Origin of the sequence: Glaciecola sp. KUL10 (genome assembly GCF_003203515.1) — a bacterium.
Classification (GTDB): domain Bacteria; phylum Pseudomonadota; class Gammaproteobacteria; order Enterobacterales; family Alteromonadaceae; genus Glaciecola.
This window is the reverse complement of the sequence record NZ_BGNG01000005.1, coordinates 133047-152409: the sequence shown is the minus strand read 5'-3', so window position 1 is coordinate 152409 and position 19363 is coordinate 133047. Positions and strand designations below refer to the sequence as shown.

Annotated in this window: 15 protein-coding genes; 11 read left to right on the top strand and 4 right to left on the bottom strand. The window is 42.8% G+C overall.

Annotation, left to right across the window (positions count from 1 at the left end; translation table 11 throughout):
• Nucleotides 1–73: 73 nt before the first annotated feature.
• The 8 genes from KUL10_RS10255 (at nt 74) to der (ending at nt 9756) form a co-directional block, all read left to right on the top strand.
• The gene (locus tag KUL10_RS10255; RefSeq protein ID WP_110428839.1) at nt 74–1225 is read left to right on the top strand and encodes a bifunctional tRNA (adenosine(37)-C2)-methyltransferase TrmG/ribosomal RNA large subunit methyltransferase RlmN; all 1152 of its coding nucleotides are present in this window, start codon (nt 74–76) and stop codon (nt 1223–1225) included.
• Nucleotides 1226–1338: 113 nt separating this feature from the next.
• On the top strand, nt 1339–2538 hold the full coding sequence (gene pilW, locus KUL10_RS10250) for a type IV pilus biogenesis/stability protein PilW (RefSeq protein ID WP_110428838.1): 1200 nt from the start codon (nt 1339–1341) through the stop codon (nt 2536–2538).
• Entirely contained in the window at nt 2531–3715 is a 1185-nt protein-coding gene (locus tag KUL10_RS10245; protein WP_110428837.1) for a RodZ domain-containing protein, read from the top strand. The genes pilW and KUL10_RS10245 overlap by 8 nt, the downstream gene beginning before the upstream one ends.
• Nucleotides 3715–4830 carry a flavodoxin-dependent (E)-4-hydroxy-3-methylbut-2-enyl-diphosphate synthase gene (gene ispG, locus KUL10_RS10240; protein ID WP_110428836.1) on the top strand — a complete coding sequence of 372 codons (1116 nt, stop codon included), beginning with the start codon at nt 3715–3717 and terminating at the stop codon, nt 4828–4830. The genes KUL10_RS10245 and ispG overlap by 1 nt, the downstream gene beginning before the upstream one ends.
• A 106-nt stretch (nt 4831–4936) precedes the next feature.
• Nucleotides 4937–6205 carry a histidine--tRNA ligase gene (hisS, locus tag KUL10_RS10235; protein ID WP_110428835.1) on the top strand — a complete coding sequence of 423 codons (1269 nt, stop codon included), beginning with the start codon at nt 4937–4939 and terminating at the stop codon, nt 6203–6205.
• 82 nt (nt 6206–6287) lie between these two features.
• Nucleotides 6288–6938: a tetratricopeptide repeat protein gene (locus KUL10_RS10230; RefSeq protein ID WP_110428834.1), complete on the top strand. Its 651-nt coding sequence runs from the start codon at nt 6288–6290 to the stop codon at nt 6936–6938.
• A complete protein-coding gene (gene bamB, locus KUL10_RS10225; protein ID WP_233499781.1) occupies nt 6928–8148 on the top strand; it encodes an outer membrane protein assembly factor BamB in 1221 nt (406 codons plus the stop codon). Before KUL10_RS10230 ends, bamB begins: the two co-directional genes overlap by 11 nt.
• A gap of 168 nt (nt 8149–8316) precedes the next feature.
• Complete coding sequence (gene der, locus KUL10_RS10220; RefSeq protein ID WP_110428832.1) at nt 8317–9756, top strand: ribosome biogenesis GTPase Der; 1440 nt, start codon at nt 8317–8319, stop codon at nt 9754–9756.
• A 71-nt stretch (nt 9757–9827) separates the two neighbouring features.
• Here the strand turns inward: der and KUL10_RS10215 are convergent, their stop codons facing one another.
• Nucleotides 9828–10913: a hypothetical protein gene (locus KUL10_RS10215; protein ID WP_110428831.1), complete on the bottom strand. Its 1086-nt coding sequence runs from the start codon at nt 10911–10913 to the stop codon at nt 9828–9830.
• 175 nt (nt 10914–11088) lie between these two features.
• The gene (xseA, locus tag KUL10_RS10210; protein WP_110429016.1) at nt 11089–12438 is read right to left on the bottom strand and encodes an exodeoxyribonuclease VII large subunit; all 1350 of its coding nucleotides are present in this window, start codon (nt 12436–12438) and stop codon (nt 11089–11091) included.
• A 104-nt stretch (nt 12439–12542) separates the two neighbouring features.
• On the opposite strand from xseA, the gene guaB reads away from it, so the two are divergent.
• The 3 genes from guaB (at nt 12543) to KUL10_RS10195 (ending at nt 17833) form a co-directional block, all read left to right on the top strand.
• On the top strand, nt 12543–14012 hold the full coding sequence (guaB, locus tag KUL10_RS10205; RefSeq protein ID WP_110428830.1) for an IMP dehydrogenase: 1470 nt from the start codon (nt 12543–12545) through the stop codon (nt 14010–14012).
• Nucleotides 14013–14153: 141 nt separating this feature from the next.
• Entirely contained in the window at nt 14154–15731 is a 1578-nt protein-coding gene (gene guaA, locus KUL10_RS10200) for a glutamine-hydrolyzing GMP synthase (protein ID WP_110428829.1), read from the top strand.
• Between the two features lie 176 nt (nt 15732–15907).
• A complete protein-coding gene (locus tag KUL10_RS10195; protein ID WP_110428828.1) occupies nt 15908–17833 on the top strand; it encodes a diguanylate cyclase in 1926 nt (641 codons plus the stop codon).
• 3 nt (nt 17834–17836) lie between these two features.
• Here the strand turns inward: KUL10_RS10195 and KUL10_RS10190 are convergent, their stop codons facing one another.
• Nucleotides 17837–18340, bottom strand: a complete 504-nt coding sequence (locus tag KUL10_RS10190; protein WP_110428827.1) for an RNA methyltransferase — start codon at nt 18338–18340, stop codon at nt 17837–17839.
• Nucleotides 18341–19351, bottom strand: a complete 1011-nt coding sequence (locus KUL10_RS10185) for a phospholipase A (protein ID WP_110428826.1) — start codon at nt 19349–19351, stop codon at nt 18341–18343. It abuts the gene before it with no gap.
• Between the last annotated feature and the right edge of the window lie 12 nt (nt 19352–19363).

The following is a 19363-nucleotide window of genomic DNA, read 5'->3' as shown; positions in this document are numbered from 1 at the left end:
TTGAAAAAGGGAGCTTCGGCTCCCTTTTTGCACTTATTGACACCGTAGACTTAAGTAAACCAGAGGCACGCACATGACAGCCGTCGAGATACAACAAACTAGTGAAAGTAAAAAAGTTAATCTTTTAAACTTTGATCGCGAAGGTTTACGCGAGTATTTCGCTTCGATAAACGAAAAGCCGTTTAGAGCTGATCAACTCATGAAATGGATTTATCAAGCCGGTGAATCGGATTTTGAGAAGATGACTAATCTCAATAAAAATCTGCGTGCAAAATTAATCAACAACTGCGTGATTGAAGCGCCTCAGATTTCGCAACATCAACAAGCAAGTGACGGCACAATTAAGTTTGCTTTGCTGCTTGAAGGTGGGCAAGAAGTTGAAACTGTGTGGATCCCAGAAAGTGACCGCGCAACTTTATGTGTGTCTTCGCAAGTAGGTTGTGCCCTAGAGTGCACCTTTTGTTCAACGGCGCAACAAGGCTTTAACCGCAATCTATCGGTCGCTGAAATTATTGGTCAAGTTTGGCGGGTGGCGACATTTATCGGTCTTTCAAAAGATACTTCGCAGCGACCAATTACCAACGTTGTTATGATGGGCATGGGCGAGCCACTGCTGAATCTTAAAAACGTCGTGCCTGCAATGCGCATTATGCTTGATGATTTTGGTTTTGGCTTATCGAAAAGACGCGTGACCTTAAGCACCTCTGGCGTCGTACCTGCGCTAGATATGTTGGGTGACCAAATTGACGTTGCATTGGCGATTTCCTTACATGCGCCGGATGATGAGCTGCGCGATGAAATCGTGCCGGTCAATAAGAAGTACAATATAGAAACATTTTTGGCTGGCGTGCGTCGCTACTTGGCAAAGTCTAGAGCCAACCAAGGCAAAGTAACGGTTGAGTATGTCATGCTCAATAATATTAATGACAGTACCGACCAAGCTCACCAACTCGCAAAAGTACTTAAAGAAACGCCTTGTAAAATAAACTTGATCCCGTTTAATCCTTACCCGGGTTCGCCTTACACTTGTTCAAGTAACTCTAGAATTGACCGCTTTGCTAAGGTCTTAATGGGTTATGGGATCACCGTAGTTGTACGCAAAACACGCGGCGATGATATTGACGCTGCATGTGGTCAATTAGTAGGCGATGTGGTGGATAGAACTAAGCGTTTATTAAAAAAACAACTCAAAGGGCAACCTATTTCAGTCAAGGTTGCGGAGTAATCTAAAAAGCATCTGTAAATAATTAACGAATTTTTGACGAATAATAATGTAAACTCTTGTTATTAATGAGAGTCTTACTAATAATAAGAGAAGACATTATTTAAAGGCTGCACATGTTGAAATTCGGTATTGTTGCATTAATTGCGATTTCGCTTTTATCTGCTTGTTCGTCCTCTACACCAGAACAAAGATTAATTGGTTCAGGAAGCTTTAACGCTCAGGAAGCGTCTAAGACTCGAGTTAGCCTTGGCCTTACTTACTTGCAAAATGGTAATTTCACTCAGGCAAAGTTTAATCTAGATAAGGCACTTGAATTTGCCCCACGATCAGCTGATGCACATTACGCAATGGCTTACTACTATGAACAAGTCGAAGAAATTGAATTAGCAGAAGAATCTTATCAACAAGCCATTGATTACGCACCGAAAAATGCGGATATTCTCAACAGCTATGGCGCATTTTTGTGTAAGCAGAGTAAATATGAAGATGCGAAGTCATTTTTCTTAAAAGCAGTCAATAGTAAAAACTATATCTCAACAGCGGAAACCTATGAAAATCTCGCGATTTGTTCGCAGAGCCAAGGATTAAAAGATGATGCTTTAGACTACTTCCAAAGCGCCTTAAATCATCAACCAACACGCCCTCAATCTCTTTTCTTGCTCGCTAAGCTGCAAACTGAACTAAAGCAATTCGCCGACGCTAAAAAGACACTCTGGAAATTTGAGCGAAATGCTACGGTAACTGCTGAATCTCTTTTTCTCTCATATCAGATTGCAAGAGGAATGAGGGACACTAAAGCCGCTCTAGGTTTTGGTGAGTTGTTAAAGTCAATGTTTCCCAGCCACCAACATACTAAAACGTATATACAAGAAATGGGCAAGTTTCAGCCTGTAGCACAAATTCAGCGTAAGGAACTGACGATAAATCAACCGCAAGCACGTGAGCTTAGCTCTAAGCAGGCTGCTGTCAGCGACAAAGCTTCACTAACATTATCCCCCTTCGCGCAAGCTGAAAATACAATAGATACTAATGGAATGAATAGCGACGAGAGTACGGAAAATAGTACGGAAATAAACGGCACCGCATCTAAGTTACAAGTAGTGCAATCGAGTAGCAAAACTGAAAACAATATAACGACTGAAACAAATAATACCGATTATCACATTGTCAAACCTAAAGAAAACTTGTATCGAATATCGCTTCGATATAACGTTAAGATGAAACGATTGATGGAGTGGAACAATCTAGATGATCCCGCTTCGATTAGAATTGGCATGAAGTTGTGGGTGAAGGACCCAAATAAGAATGACTGACACTAAAACTGACCTAAAAGAAGAAACAGTACACACAGACACGCCAACTCAGGAATCTCCCGGCACGCAATTACGCAAAGCCAGAGAGGCAATGGGCTTAACTCAACAGCAGGTGGCCGACCGTTTGCACTTGCGGTTGAACAATGTTGAGGATATTGAGTCGGACACGCATCAAAAAAGTGTGTCGATCACCTTCACAAAAGGCTATGTGAGAATTTATGCGAAATTGTTAGGGATTCCTGCGGACCCTTTGCTCGAACAATTTGATCAACTTCACAGTGATGAAAAGACGCCCGCTAAACTACAAAGCTTTTCACAGCGAGTAGCTCAAGAGGCACACGATGAACGTTGGATGATGGTCACTTACCTTGTTATCTTCCTCGTCGTTGCGTCGGTGGTTATTTGGTGGTTCCAACAATCAGATAAATCAATAGGCACTCGTCTTGATGAATTTAGCTCTGGCGTGGTTGAACAGGTGAAGAACTTAGGCGGTGAATCATCTGACGTTGGCGAAACAACTGAAATCACGCAGTTACCGACGCCAAGGAATGCCGAGACTCAAAGCGACACAACCGAAACCCCAAGTTTTGAAGAAGATGCAGACGCGAGTGTTGTCACTTTAGACGAAGAAGACTTGATTGACGACACAGTATCTAACGTAGCGGAGCAGGCTGAGTCTCAAGTCGAAGCGAAAGCAGACCTTGCTCAGAGTGCGGTACAAGATGCGGTAGATGCAACTGAAGATAAGCTCTCAAATGACACATCAGAAATAGAGGAGGTAAGCGACTCAATTGCTGATGAAGTTAGTACTCAAACTGAAGACCTTGCTACTGTTGCTGAGGCTATTACCCCTGAAAGCAATGATTCTGAAGCTGCTGTCGCCGAAACGATCATTAGCGACGAAGGCTACAAAATCAACCCAGACGGCACAGTCGATGTCGTATTTACATTTAAAGATGATTGTTGGGTAAGTGTGCGAGACGTAAACAAAGAAACAATGGCCTATGGCGTTAAGAAAAAAGGCCGTATAATGACGGTCAGCGGTATTCCACCGATAAGAGTGATCCTTGGTGCGCCACAAAACGTTGAAATCGACTTTGGTGGGCAGCCTGTCGATATGACAGTTCATCCAGCAGGCCGCTCAGCTAATTTCAAACTTCCAGTAGTAGGTGAATAATGTTTGCAGAGTCTCCAATCAATCGTCGCAAGTCTACACGTATTTATGTAGGTGACGTGCCCATTGGTGATGGTGCGCCCATCGCAGTTCAATCGATGACCAATACTAATACCTGTGATGTTGCCGCAACTGTGGCACAGATCAAGCGTATTCAAGATGTTGGTGGGGACATTGTCAGAGTCTCTGTGCCGACAATGGACGCTGCCGAAGCGTTTAGGCAAATCAAACAGCAAGTCACTATTCCTTTGGTCGCCGATATTCATTTTGATTATCGCATTGCCTTGAAAGTCGCTGAATATGGCGTCGATTGCTTGCGAATTAACCCAGGCAATATTGGCAACATGGAGCGTGTTAAAGCTGTTGTGGATTGTGCAAAAGATAAAAATATTCCTATCAGAATCGGTGTGAATGGCGGTTCACTCGAAAAAGAAATTCAAGAGAAATATAAAGAGCCAACAGCTGAAGCCCTAGTCGAATCAGCGATGCGCCATGTCGATATTTTAGATAAGCTAAATTTTGACCAATTCAAAGTTAGCGTTAAAGCATCAGATGTGTTTTTAGCAGTGGGCTCATATCGTTTGCTAGCCAAGCAAATAGACCAACCTTTGCATTTAGGGATCACCGAAGCAGGGGGCTTACGCTCTGGTTCTGTGAAGAGTTCGGTTGGCTTGGGTATGTTATTAGCTGAAGGTATCGGCGATACTATTCGGATTTCACTTGCCGCCGACCCAGTCGAAGAAATCAAAGTCGGCTTTGATATCTTAAAATCATTGCGTATTCGTTCACGAGGCATCAACTTTATCGCTTGCCCGAGCTGCTCACGCCAAGAATTTGATGTAATTGGTACTGTTAACGCTTTGGAACAGCGCGTCGAAGATATTCTTACTCCAATGGATGTGTCGATCATCGGTTGCGTTGTCAACGGCCCGGGTGAGGCAGAAGTATCTGATTTAGGTTTAACAGGTGCGCGAAATATGTCTGGTTTTTATCTCGACGGCGAGCGTCAACGCGAACGTATTTCAAATGATGATTTAGTTGACCAACTAGAGAAAAAGATTCGCGCAAAAGCTGCCATGCTAGACGATAAAAATAGAATTGAGGTCAAAGAAGCGTAATCGCGAAAAAACCTGCAAGTTAATTTTACCCACAGCTGTAAAGTCACTATAATACTCCGCTGATTTGACCTAACTGCACACGCAAAACAAAAACAAGAGAACATTAGTGGCTAAAAATATTCAAGCGATTAGAGGTATGAACGATTGCCTGCCTAAACAAACACCAGCATGGCAGTTTGTCGAAAAGCACCTTAGGCAAACTATCGCCAGTTATGGTTATCAAGAAATACGCACCCCTATTGTTGAAAGTACCGATTTGTTCAAACGTTCAATCGGGGAAGTCACCGACATTGTTGAAAAAGAAATGTACACCTTTGATGATCGCAATGGTGACAGTTTAACGCTTCGTCCTGAAGGCACAGCGTGTGCGGTAAGAGCGGGCATCCAACACGGTCTCTTATACAATCAACAACAGCGCTTGTGGTATATGGGGCCCATGTTTAGGCATGAGCGTCCACAAAAAGGCCGGTACAGACAATTCCATCAATTTGGTGCTGAGGTATATGGCCTCGCAGGTCCAGACATCGATGTCGAAATGATCATGATAGGCGCGAGATTATGGAAAGCCTTTGGTATTGCAGACAAAGTGACCTTGCAGATTAACTCTTTAGGTTCAAGCGAAGCGCGAGCTGCTTATAAAGAAGTCTTGGTCGAATACCTGAAAGCGCGTTATGAGCAACTCGACGAAGATAGCCAGCGCCGTTTAAGTTCAAACCCTTTGCGTGTATTAGACAGCAAAAACCCTCAAGTTCAAGCCGCGATAGCTGACGCGCCAAAGCTGATTGACCACCTAGATGAAGACTCAAAAGCGCATTTTTCAATAATATGTGAACGATTAGACGCATTGGGTATCCAATATGAGGTTAACTCAAATTTAGTAAGAGGATTGGACTACTACAATCGCACCGTTTTTGAGTGGGTAACTGATTTGCTAGGCGCTCAAGGTACAATATGCGCCGGTGGGCGATACGATGGTCTTGTCAGTCAACTAGGTGGAAGTGAAACGCCATCAGTTGGATTTGCCATGGGAATAGAGCGACTGGTGTTACTTATTGAAGCGATAAATCCAGAAGTAAGTGAACAACCAGGTGCCGATATTTACGTGACTGCACTGGGCGACAAGGCACAGGCATCAGTCATGTCGATTTGTGAAAAATTAAGAACAGCGTTACCTGCACACAAAATACAAATGCACTGCGGTGGTGGAAATTTTAAAAAGCAAATGAAGCGGGCTGATGCGTCTGGTGCATCGATTGCTATTTTGTTGGGTGATGATGAAATTGACAGCGGAATGCTAAGTGTTAAATACCTCCGAGAAGCTAGAGAGCAGGAGAGTATGAGTATTGAAGCACTGGGTAGTATGCTAGCGGTATAAGTTTAATCAGATTTTTTCTGATGAACATCAAAAATTAAAGAGTAAATAGCGATTAATTCGCGCTACAAAATTGAGGATTTCAATGGAAAGGTACGAAACAGAAGAACAACAAGTCGAAGCCATCAAAGCGTTCTGGAAGACCAACGGCACGGCTATAATTTTGGGTGCTGTAATCGGTTTAGGTGGATTGTGGGGATGGCGATACTACAACGATGCTCAACTTGAAAATAAAGCTCAAGCTTCATTCGCGTACAATAAAATCGTTGAAAGTGTTTCTGCAGGTGAAACCCAAACGAATACTCAACTTCAATCGTTTATCAGTGAGCATAACGGCACTGGGTATGCTGCATTAGCCGCATTGATCGCAGCACAACAACTGGTCATTTCGGATGATTTGGAAGCAGCGCAAGCGAGTTTACAAGACGCAATTAATTTAGCAAAAAGTGATGCAATTTCGGATCTCGCTAAGTTGAGGCTTGCTCGAGTTCAAGCTGCTCGGGAGCAGTTTAGTGTTGCTCTAACAACCTTGGATAGTGTGATAAATACTTCATTCAAAGATCAAGTTGAAGAAATCAAAGGTGATATCTATCTTGCTCAAAAAGACTTTGATAGTGCCAAAATCGCCTATGCAAATGTGTTGACAAATAACGAAAATAATAGAGACGTCGCGATTAAAATGAGCAACCTTGCATATGCGGCAACTCAAGTGGTGGGTGATTCGAGTGAAGACTAAACTACTCACGGTGTTTTTTGCTCTGTCGTTGACAGGCTGCAGTACTATATCTGACTGGTTTGCTGATGATGAAGAGCTTCAGGTTCGCCGCCTGCCAGACATGCTAAACGAGTTTGAACCAAAGACTGAGTGGGGGACTACACTTGGTGATGGTGTAGATGAATACTTTTCAAGACTACGTCCTACGGTCGCATATGGGAAAGTGTTTGCTGCCAGCCGAGACGGTATTGTAGCCGCTTTTGAGCCTAAAACAGGTAAGCGCTTGTGGCAACAAGACTTTTCTCTAGATGTTAGCCAGAGCATGATAAGAACGCTGTTGTTTGTTAAAAACAGAGGGGCTTCCGCTCGTATTTCAGGAGGTTTAGTAGCGGCATACGAAACGATATTTTTTGGTACAGAAAACGGTGAAGTTTTTGCGTTAAACCAAGAAACTGGTGAGGTAAAATGGAAGAGCAAGGTTGCAGGTGAAGTATTAGCTGCACCGGCCATTGATGCTGGTATCGTGGTAGTCAATACATCGGCGGGTAACTTAATTGGTTTAGATTCAGATGATGGTAAGCAGTTGTGGAGCAACCAATCTGATGTGCCCCCTTTGTCGCTTCGTGGCGTATCAGCACCAAACGCGAGTAATGGCGGTGCATTAGTCGGTACACCTGGTGGTAAACTCCAAGTCAGTATTCTAGAGTCAGGATTGACTGCATGGGAAGCCCCGATTGCTTCTCCTACTGGAGCCACTGAGCTAGAGCGTATCGTCGATGTGGATTCTTATCCTGTTATCTTTGGCGGCACCATTTATGTTATTTCCTACAATGGTACGCTTGCTGCAGTCGAGCTTCGTTCTGGTCGCGTGATTTGGAGTCGTGAATATGGATCTTATCGCAACCTGACGCTGGCAGGTAATGCATTGTTTGTTGTTGATACCAACAGTAACTTATATGCGGTAGACAGACGAAACGGTGTTGAGTTATGGTCAAATACGGCTTTACGCGGTCGTTCATTAACTGAAGCAACGCCTAGTGGTGATTACATAGTTGCAGGCGACAAATACGGTTTTTTGCACTGGTTTGAACAAGACGAAGGTAAGTTAGTCGCGCGCTATTCAGTTGGAAGCGACGACGAAGAAGATGCTATATTTTCTGCACCGGTCGCTGACGGGGACATGATTTATGTGCAAACCAGGGATGGAGAATTAGTGGCGATTGGTCGTTAACTAGTTTATCCGCACTCGTATAAAACGCCAATGGTGCTAGCCATTGGCGTTTTTATTTTTTTATCAGACTCAATAACGAGTATACTCTAACCTGAGTTTGATCAGACAAGGTGCAGAGCCAACATCTCTCGTGCACTTTGTATCGTTTACAGTATTTTAAGGATAACTATGTTACCTGTCGTTGCACTAGTAGGGCGCCCCAATGTTGGCAAATCTACATTATTTAACCGTTTAACCAATACAAGAGACGCGCTGGTTGCAGATTATCCAGGTCTAACGCGTGATCGTAAGTACGGCCAAGCGAGTTATGAAAAACGACAGTTTATCGTAGTAGATACAGGCGGAATAACCGGAGACGAAGAAGGCATAGACGCAGCAATGGCCGAGCAGTCTTTGCTTGCAATAGACGAAGCGGATGTCGTGTTGTTTTTAGTTGATGCACGCGCTGGTCTTACACCTGCAGATATCGGAATTGCTGAACATTTGCGCAAACAAGACAAAGCGATGTTTTTGGTTGCCAACAAAGTCGATGGTATCGACGCGGACAGCGAAGCAGCTGATTTTTATCGTTTAGGATTTGCTGAAGTACTGCAAATCGCAGCAGCCCATGGTCGCGGTGTCTCACAATTAATGACTCACGTGCTTGAACCGCTTGCAGAAAACTTCCCCGATATGGAAGTTATCGAACCAGAAGATGATTTAGAACAAGACGCCGAACAGCAGCTAAAAGACCTGCAAAGCCGACCGATTAAGCTGGCAATCGTCGGTAAACCTAATGTCGGCAAATCAACACTGACCAATCGTATATTGGGTGAAGATAGAGTCGTTGTTTACGATCAACCCGGCACTACTCGCGATAGTATTTATATACCGATGGAGCGCGATGAACGTGAATACATCTTGATTGATACCGCGGGTGTGCGCAAACGCAAAAAAGTATCAGAAGCGATTGAGAAGTTTTCTATTGTAAAAACCCTGCAAGCCATCGAAGAATCAAATGTTGTATTGTTAATCATTGATGCGCGAGAAGGTATTTCAGACCAAGATTTAAGTCTGTTGGGCTTTGTGCTTAATTCAGGGCGCTCTTTAGTATTGGCTGTCAATAAATGGGATGGCCTTGATTCATACGTCAAAGACGAAATAAAACGCGAACTAGACCGTCGACTAGGTTTTGTTGATTTTGCACGTCTACACTTTATCTCTGCCTTACATGGCACAGGCGTTGGGCACTTATTCGAATCTGTTCAAGAAGCATATAACTCAGCAACTCAGCGTATCAACACCTCAATGCTTACTCAGATCATGGAGATGGCACAAGACGACCATCAACCCCCGTTGATCAGAGGCAGACGCGTTAAAATGAAATACGCCCACGCGGGCGGATACAACCCACCAGTGATTGTTATTCACGGCAACCAAGTCTCTGACTTACCCGATTCTTATAAGCGTTATCTGATGAATTATTATAGAAAAGCGCTTAAGACGATGGGCACGCCAATTAAGATTGAATTCAGAGAGGGCGCGAATCCGTTTGAAGGCAAGCGTAACAAGTTAACACTTGCTCAAGAGCGCAAACGAAAGCGTTTGATGACTTTTCATAAAAAGTAATTTGGTATAAAAAAGAGAAAAAAAACCTAGCAATTGCTAGGTTTTTTCTTTTATTCAGTTAGGTATTCAAATCACAAAGCTGCCGTAACAGCCACTTCAGCTGTATCTTCAGTATTCGACTCATCTGCATATTCTTGTGCAGGTGTGGTCGAAAATGCACGGTCAACATCGCGAAAAGCATTCATAATCTCAGAAGGTGGCGGCACGGCAATGCTGCTCATCACTTCTTGAACCATTACATCAGAGAATTGAGCAGGCATGTTCGCACTGAATTTTATGAATTTGTCTTCTTGAACAAAAATATACTGCGAGGTGTACATTTCTTCAACGCCGTCATCTGCTTGCACCTCAAACACCATACCATTCTCAATACTGCTTATTTCACCAATATTGATAGACTGGATATCTCTATGTTCCGATATAGCTTCAATGACTTGAAGATCTTTCGAAAGCTCAAGGTACATTAGCTCTTGCTGCTTGTCTTGATAGTCATGTTTTACGATTGGATAAACATAAACATCAATAATAGCGCTTGGGAATTGCTCGTGCTCATACCTTACTAAAGTGCCGCGCGTTGGGTCTTGTTGCAACTGCATTTGCTGACGGTAAAATCCAGCAACATTTTCTGGCATGCTAAGCTCGTTGAAGTAATCACTGGCTTCAACTTGTTGAAATAGAAATTGAGGGTGAAGTACATGCTGTGCCTCGATTTCTTCAACTAGCGTTTTCACACTACTTAGCACCGCATCCTCTAAAGACAAACCATTTTGAAGTGTAGTTATTTCAAAAATTGGAATGCCTCTCCAATTGAGTGTGTATTCAATTTGGCTCACATCAGTATCACCGGCATTAAATTTTGCAGATCCAGCTAACAGCTCGTACTCACCGCTTTGAAGTGTTGCTAACAGATGAGCAGGAGTACCATCGTCAGTTAGCCTTTGTTGTTCATCAAGATAACTGACGATAATAGATTCGAATTGAGCTTGTTCAAGAAGATTGAGTTCACAGTTGTCAAAACTAAGACAAGCGTCTTCGATTTCTTCGTTAACGTAGGCGGCGTAAATGGAGTAGTTCGAAGATAATGCGCTAGCACTGAAGCCAAAAAGTGAGGCCAATACTAGCGTTCGACAAGACTGAGCGATTTTTAAAATGTTCATATACTGCTTCCTTACTTCATCATCGTACACAATGGGGAATGCGTCGTTTAATGACGCGAATGCTGTGTAAAATGGCTCCATTCGAATATTATGTTTTAAAAGATGTTATCAAATACGTCAAAGAATTGACACAAATTTAACAGTAAAGTGACACTTTAGTGCTATTTTTTATTTATCAATTTGATTTTACAGCAGTTATTTTTGAAATGACCTCACCATCATGAAATTTCGTGGTTAAAATTTGGTCGTTATTTAGTTGTTTTACACTTTTTACAATGTCTTTTTCAGCAAAACTAATGCTGTAGCCTCTACTCAAGGTCGCGAGCGGGCTGACTGAATTCATCACCTGCGACAAGTTTGCTAAGCGAACTTGACTGCTTTCAAGTTTATCTTTTTGTGCCCTGACAATACGTTCACTCAAACTCGAAAGGCGGTTTTTATGCTCTGCGATGGCTCGTAAAGGAGTTTGGTTTTGCAGTTGAATATGGCGAGTATTTAATTGATTGCTTGCATCTTGAATGCGTCTTTTTATCAGCGTATTTAATTCACCCGTTAGACGGTCGACCGATTGCTGCGCTTGAACGATTTTAGCTTGTGGGTGATTAATACTTAGAGCCGTACTGACTTGCCTGACCAATGAGTGGCGATGTTGAAGAATATTTTTGATGGCGTAGCTGAGTCGGTTTTTTAAGCTCAGCAACTGCTTGCCTGTTTCATCCTGATCCTGACTGACAAGCTCAGCTGCTGCAGAAGGTGTTGGTGCTCTTACATCAGCCACATAATCAGCAATAGTTACATCGACTTCATGGCCTACCGCAGAAATAATCGGGATTGCAGAGTTATAAATTGCATGAGCAACGGGCTCTTCATTAAACGCCCACAGATCTTCTAGCGAACCTCCACCGCGCCCAACGATTAACACATCTACTTCCTTGCGTTGATTAGCAAGTTCAATCTGCTGAACAATATTCCGTGCAGCTAACTCACCTTGCACTAAACTCGGGTAAATCACAACTTCTATACTCGGGTTTCGGCGCGCCATGACAGTTAGAATATCGTGAACCGCTGCGCCTGTTGACGAGGTAACCAAGCCAACACGTGTAATGGTTTTCGGCAATGGCTGCTTATCGTCAACCGAAAACATGCCCATTTGAGAAAGTTGAGCTTTTAGGGCCTCATAAGCCTGCTTTAACTGGCCTTGTCCCTCAGGCTCCATATGCTCAGCAATTAACTGATAGTCCCCACGTGCTTCATAAATACTGAGGTTTGCCCTAACCACTACTTTATCTCCCGCTTTGGGTCTGAATTTCAAATAGCGGTTTGAACCTTTAAACATGGCTGTTTTTACTTGAGCCTTGTTATCTTTGAGTGTGAAGTACCAATGGCCAGATGCGGCAGCGACAAAATTAGAAATTTCACCACTCACCCAGACTTGGCCAATTTCAGATTCTAAGATCTGGCGAGCAAGGCGATTAAGACGAGTGACAGAGACAATTTGTGCTTGTTTGGGAGAGTCGTTAAACATTTTTCTCATTTATTAGTAAATACACTGCAATTGTAGTTTACCTAAATATTAAAAAATACTATAATCGCGCCGCAATTAACCACTACCCATTAGGTGTTACTTGCATGTTACGAATCGCTAAAGAAGCGCTCACGTTTGATGACGTTTTACTCGTTCCTGGTCACTCGACCGTTTTACCTCATACTGCTGACTTAAAGACCAAGTTGACGCGCGGCGTAGGCTTGAACATGCCTTTTATTTCGGCTGCCATGGATACTGTTACCGAGGCTAGACTTGCTATTGCACTTGCTCAAGAGGGCGGTATTGGCTTTATCCATAAAAATATGACAGCAGAGCAGCAAGCCGCACATGTACTAGAAGTTAAAAAGTACGAGAGCGGTGTCGTTTCTGATCCTGTTACGGTGAGTAAAGATGCAACAATAGGGGATACCAAGCACCTGTCTAAAAAGTTAGGCTATTCAGGCTTTCCAGTCGTTGATGGCGAAAACAACTTAATAGGCTTAGTGACTGGACGCGACCTTCGTTTTGAAAACCGTCTAGACCAACCAATCAGCAAAGTCATGACACCAAAAGACAAACTTGTCACGGTGAAAGAAGATACCAACCCTGATATCGTCATGGATTTAATGCACGAGCACCGTATCGAAAAAATCTTAGTGGTAGACGATGCGTTTAAGCTCAAAGGCTTGATAACAGTAAAAGATTTCCAAAAAGCCAAAAGTAAACCCAATGCGTGTAAAGACCAAAAAGGTCGCCTTCGCGTCGGCGCTGCAGTCAGCGTTGGCCCAGGTACAGATGAACGCATCGAATTGCTAGTAGCAGCGGGCGTGGATGTATTACTCATTGATACTTCGCATGGCCACTCACAAGGTGTTATCGACAGAGTTACTGCAGTAAGAGATAAGTATCCAAATCTACAACTTATCGCCGGTAATGTCGCAACTGCTGAAGGTGCTAAAGCGCTAGCTGATGCAGGCGTCGATGCTGTTAAAGTGGGAATTGGTCCTGGCTCTATTTGTACAACGCGTATTGTAACAGGTTGTGGTGTACCACAAATCACCGCTATCGCAGATGCTGTTGAAGCGCTTAAAGAAACGGATGTGCCAGTTATCGCTGACGGCGGTATTCGCTTCTCTGGTGATGTTGCTAAAGCGTTAGCTGCGGGCGCGAGTTGCGTCATGGTAGGCAGCATGCTCGCAGGTACAGAAGAAGCGCCGGGTGAAGTAGAGTTATATCAAGGTCGCTATTACAAATCATACCGCGGCATGGGCTCTCTTGGTGCGATGAACCAGAGCAATGGTTCTTCTGATCGCTACTTCCAAGACAGCAGCAACGCTGAAAAATTAGTCCCTGAAGGTATTGAAGGACGTGTTGCCTATAAAGGCCCAATCGCAAATATCATTCATCAGCAGCTTGGCGGTTTGCGCTCTGCAATGGGGCTGACCGGTTGCGCCACAATTGAAGAGCTTCGCACTAAACCTCAATTTGTCAAAGTCACTGCTGCGGGTATGGGCGAAAGCCATGTGCATGATGTAAGCATTACTAAAGAAGCGCCTAATTACCGCTTAGGCTAATTTTGGGGTCGAAAACGACAACAGTGTATTGTTTAAATCAAGCTATTTTGTTGATTCAAAATAGCTTGATCAATTTTAAAGTCGCTAGTTCAGCGCACCTACTTGTAGGTTTTGCATAATTTTTATAGGTAACTTCAAAACATGTCAGTGAATATTCATAGCCAAAAGATTCTCATTCTCGATTTTGGATCGCAATACACTCAGCTAATTGCGCGTCGCGTGCGTGAACTAGGTGTGTATTGTGAATTGTGGGCTTGGGATGTGACTGAGCAGCAAATTCGCAACTTCAATCCCGACGGTATTATTTTATCTGGCGGGCCAGAGTCGGTTACCGAAGCTGGCTCACCACGAGCACCTCAATATGTATTTAACGCCAATGTACCCGTTTTGGGAATCTGCTACGGTATGCAAACCATGTCGCATCAGTTGGGTGGTGCTGTTCAAGGCTCTGATATTCGTGAATTCGGTTACGCGCAGGTTGAAGTAAATGACGAAAATCGACTGACTAAAGGCTTGCAAGACCTTGTTAACGAGCAAAACAATGCATTGTTGGATGTGTGGATGAGTCATGGTGATAAAGTTATCGAAATTCCAGAGGGCTTCACGACGGTGGCCTCCACACCCAGTTGTCCTCACGCAATCATGGTTAACGAAGACAAAAAATTCTACGGCGTGCAGTTTCATCCAGAAGTAACACACACCAAAAAAGGCTTAGAATTATTATCAAACTTTTGTTTAACGATTTGTGGCCTTGATGCTTTATGGACGCCATCTTCAATCATCGAAGATGCGATAGCGCGTATCAAAGAAAAGGTCGGTGACGAAGAAGTGATTCTCGGTTTATCGGGTGGTGTTGATTCTTCAGTAACAGCCATGTTACTTCATCGAGCAATCGGCACTAACTTAACTTGTGTATTTGTTGATAATGGCTTGTTACGCCTTAACGAAGGTGAGCAAGTGATGGAAATGTTTGGCGATAAGTTTGGCCTTAACATCATCAAAGTCGAAGCAGAACAGCGTTTTCTAGCCGCATTAGCGGGTGAAGAAGAGCCTGAAGCAAAACGCAAAATCATCGGCGGTGAGTTTGTCAAAGTCTTTGATGAAGAGTCACATAAACTCGTCAACGCTAAATGGCTTGCACAAGGCACTATTTACCCAGATGTGATTGAATCGGCAGGGTCTGATACCGGTAAAGCGCATGTGATCAAGTCGCACCACAATGTAGGTGGTCTGCCAGATGATATGAACTTAGGTTTAGTCGAACCTCTACGTGAATTGTTCAAAGACGAAGTCAGACGCATCGGCCTTGAATTGGGCTTACCTTACGATATGCTATATCGCCATCCTTTCCCTGGACCTGGTTTAGGCGTTAGAGTCTTAGGCGAAATCAAAAAAGAGTACTGTGATTTACTGCGTCGCGCCGATGCAATTTTTATCGAAGAATTACATGCAGCAGATTTGTATCACAAGGTCAGCCAAGCCTTTACTGTCTTTTTACCCGTTAAGTCGGTTGGTGTTATGGGCGATATGCGCAAATACGATTGGGTCGTTAGCCTAAGAGCCGTTGAAACCATTGACTTTATGACCGCCCATTGGGCTCATTTGCCTTACGATTTCTTAGGTAAAGTCTCAAATCGTATTATTAATGAAGTAGATGGCATTTCTCGTGTTGTTTACGATATTTCTGGTAAACCGCCGGCTACCATTGAGTGGGAGTAAGTAAACTCGCTCTTTAATATCAAATAGCTCACTGGTGTTAATCCCCTTAGCACCAGTCATTCATGTTAGTTAGTCCATAGCTCAAATGAAGTTACGTAGTTCTTCAACTATTCTATATCCTTGCCGATACCAAGTTATTGTTTAATCTATTAAATGTAGTTTTTCATAATGGTTACATGCAACAGAATCAAACGATAAGTAAGGGGCTTCAAGCCAGAGCCTCAACCTTGGGTAAATTTTCACGCTTATCAGTTTGGATACTGATGGGTTTGCTCGCCCTTGTGTTTTTAATGGTTGTGTCATTATTAAACAGTGATTTAAGAGACGACCAATTACCAAAGATTAAGGCTGGGCATCTTGATATCAGCACGATTAATTTGGCAAGCGAACAGTCTATTCCCTTGGAAGGAGATTGGCATTTTTATTGGAATACGCTAGTTGATGCAAGCCAAGGGTACACCGAGTCAAAAAGCATACAACCTTCTACTTTATATGCGCCTAACAGCTGGACAGCTCAAATTTTTGATGGGGTGAAATTACCCAGTAAGGGTTACGCTACGTACAGAACACGAATAAAGTTAGATCGCCTTTATCAGCATTTGGCAATTAAAATACCGTCGATGGGAACCGCATACAGGCTATATATTGGCGAGTATTTACTCGCTGAAGGTGGCATCGTTTCTGCCGATCCCGATATCGCCAAGTCTCAATACAATCCTGGGATCTTTAACTTTAAGCCACCTGATGAAGAATTTACGATTACTGTGCAAGTGTCTAATCATGAATTCTACTGGGGAGGAATGTGGCATGCACTAAGATTAAGTACACCAGATGTGATTCAAGAAGAGCAGTACCGTAAGACGCTAAAAACAACGTTTATTGTGGCAATCTTTTTTACTATTGCCGCCTTCAACTTTATCCAATTCTCATTGAGAACTGAAAATGTACTTCCATTATTAATTGCTATCAGTTGTTTAATGCTTGCTATGCGAGAATTAGAAGACAGTCAACTTTTGCATTTGGCCAATATAGCCAAATTGGCGTTTGAGACTAACGTAAAAATCAATTTTCTAACTTTTTATGCATCAACGCCAATTTTAGTGAGTTATTTCTATTTTAGTTTTAGGCAAGAATACAATCGTTCAGTAGTCAAATGGATCTCAATTGCGAGTATCACATTGTCTTTGTTCGTGCTTTTTACATCGCCAAGCACGTTCAGCTCAACCATGTTTTACTACCAAATATTTATTATTCCAGCGATGCTTTATGTGTTCTGGGGATTGCTCAAAGCGGTCATCAGAAAAAGGGACAACGCCAATTTACTGATGTTTGGTACCACCTTGTTATTTGCAACCATGTTAAACGATATCTTAAGAAGCTTGGGGATATTGGATACTGTATTGTTAGTTAGTTTTGGGCTTGTTGGCTTTATTATGTGTCAAAATTACTTAACGTACCTTTACTTTATAAATGCAAGCGATGAAAACAAAGTGTTGAGTATGACGCTTGCTAATAAAAATAAATCACTTGAAGAACTCAGTCACTCTCTAGAGGAGCAGGTAAAAGAGAGAACGACAGCGTTGGCGCAAGCGAACGCACGTCTTGAAACTCTTGCGAATGAAGACCCACTCACTCTGCTTCCCAATCGGCGGGGTTTAATGGTGCACATTGAACAAGCGAAAAAAACACTTAGTCGTTCTGGCCAAGCGTTTTGTTTAATTCTGATTGACTTTGATCACTTTAAAAAACTAAACGATGCATTAGGTCATGATGTTGGCGACCTAGTGTTGGAGTCGGGAGGGCGCCTGATGAAAAGCGTTATTAGAGAACAAGATCTGGTCGGTCGTTGGGGCGGTGAAGAGTTTTTGTTATTGATGCCCAATACCGAAATTGACGGGGCTAGTGTGGTTGCCGAAAAACTTCGATCTCAGGTAGAACAAATACTCAGCGAAGAAATAAAAAGTACAGTAACGATTACCTTAGGTATCGCACAGTGTGGGCGCAGTGAAACTATTGAAAGTTGTTTAAAAAGAGCGGACGAAGCCTTATACAAAGGTAAAGAATTAGGGAGAAATCGTGTTGAGTTAAGTGTTTTACATTAACGTTTACAACTTTATATTGTTGTTATTGTCTCTACTATCTCTAATAAGCGCTTTACTCCGGTCATACTCACTTTTTGCCAAACGATCATATAATACGACATTCGCCGTTGCGCCCAGGTTCATGCTGTTGAACGTGGGTATATAAACCACATGCTCGCTTTGCTCAACAATATCGACCGGAACTGACGCATCTTCAGGCCCAAGAATATAATAAGCATTGTCAGGGTGCTCAAAAGCAGGTAGCGGGATGGCCCCTTCAACTAACTCTACGGACACTACTGTTGCTCCTTCGGGTTTGAACGCCAGTAAATCATCAACTCCTACTGTCGGAATAACCTCTCTCATGCGCCTAGTGTCAGCGTTAAAGCCTTTGGCATAGCCAAATCGTTGCCCAGTATAAAAAACTGAACTGACACCATAACAACCCGCTGCACGAAGAATACTCGCAACATTGCTAGCGGACTTTGGGTTAACCAATCCAATACTGACTTTACTTGCTTTGTTCATTTATAGAAACCTTAGTTGAATTCCTAAACCAATGCGTTGTTGGTGGCGGTTGTAGTCAATGAGTGAGTCGCCGTAACCATTGAAATATTGTAATAGCCATTCGTAGCGATCATTAATTGGATACGTTAGGTTGAATTCAATACTGCCTCGATTACTACTGGTTGATAAATTGTTTCTCAACAGAGATAAAAGCCTAAAGTCACCCATATTGAACGCATAACCAAACTCTGCTCTGCCAACGAAATCATTGATGTCGGGGTTGTCATCACCTTCTGGATCTAATAAAAACTCTTTCTCATCTTCAGGCACGCGATACCAAGTCTTAAAATAATAGAGCGAATTGACATCACTAAAAATAAAAGACGCATAAATACGGTTCCAACTACGAGACTTCAAACCATCTTGACCATTTGATTGATGATTAAATCCGATGTGAGCTTGATTAAAACGATAACCGAATAAGTCCCAATCTGCATTCCATTGATAGTATACTTCTGGTTCGTAAATATTTTCTCTAAATGGCTTTGACACGTCACTGTTGTATACCTGCCAAAAAGACCTTAGGGTCAAGCCAAAGTACAAACCGCTTGCGCTTTCATCCTCTATATATATGGGAAGGTTCACGCTAACTTGATATTTAGCCTCAAAGTTGTCGACGTTTTCTTCAGTTAAGCCATCAACACTTAGCGGGTTCGGGTCTTTGACGAACGTAATAGGCAACAGGTAGTTTTGTCTATATTGTGAAATAACAAATGGGTTACTTTTGGCAGAGAGGTTCTGCTTAGCGCGATTATCCAATACTGAATCAGTGGTTTGTATTTCATCACTCGCCTGTTCAACAGTTTGCTCCACTTGCTCTAGTAACACTTGTGGGAGTGATTTCGTATCTTCGACCTGCTTCGTTTGACTCGATGTTTCATTTGAATGGCTTTGGGATACGGCCGAAAACGAAGTAATCAAATATAGCCAAGCCAATACGCTTTTTGAAAAGTATCCATTTTTTATTTTCATTAATTATCCTTA

Coding starts and splice junctions, on each gene's coding strand:
- KUL10_RS10215 (WP_110428831.1), bottom strand. CDS start 10,913: ATGAACATTTTAAAAATCGCTCAGTCTTGTCGAACGCTAGTATTGGCC.
- KUL10_RS10255 (WP_110428839.1), top strand. CDS start 74: ATGACAGCCGTCGAGATACAACAAACTAGTGAAAGTAAAAAAGTTAAT.
- xseA (WP_110429016.1), bottom strand. CDS start 12,438: ATGTTTAACGACTCTCCCAAACAAGCACAAATTGTCTCTGTCACTCGT.
- pilW (WP_110428838.1), top strand. CDS start 1,339: ATGTTGAAATTCGGTATTGTTGCATTAATTGCGATTTCGCTTTTATCT.
- KUL10_RS10195 (WP_110428828.1), top strand. CDS start 15,908: ATGCAACAGAATCAAACGATAAGTAAGGGGCTTCAAGCCAGAGCCTCA.
- guaA (WP_110428829.1), top strand. CDS start 14,154: ATGTCAGTGAATATTCATAGCCAAAAGATTCTCATTCTCGATTTTGGA.
- KUL10_RS10245 (WP_110428837.1), top strand. CDS start 2,531: ATGACTGACACTAAAACTGACCTAAAAGAAGAAACAGTACACACAGAC.
- der (WP_110428832.1), top strand. CDS start 8,317: ATGTTACCTGTCGTTGCACTAGTAGGGCGCCCCAATGTTGGCAAATCT.
- guaB (WP_110428830.1), top strand. CDS start 12,543: ATGTTACGAATCGCTAAAGAAGCGCTCACGTTTGATGACGTTTTACTC.
- ispG (WP_110428836.1), top strand. CDS start 3,715: ATGTTTGCAGAGTCTCCAATCAATCGTCGCAAGTCTACACGTATTTAT.
- KUL10_RS10190 (WP_110428827.1), bottom strand. CDS start 18,340: ATGAACAAAGCAAGTAAAGTCAGTATTGGATTGGTTAACCCAAAGTCC.
- KUL10_RS10230 (WP_110428834.1), top strand. CDS start 6,288: ATGGAAAGGTACGAAACAGAAGAACAACAAGTCGAAGCCATCAAAGCG.
- KUL10_RS10185 (WP_110428826.1), bottom strand. CDS start 19,351: ATGAAAATAAAAAATGGATACTTTTCAAAAAGCGTATTGGCTTGGCTA.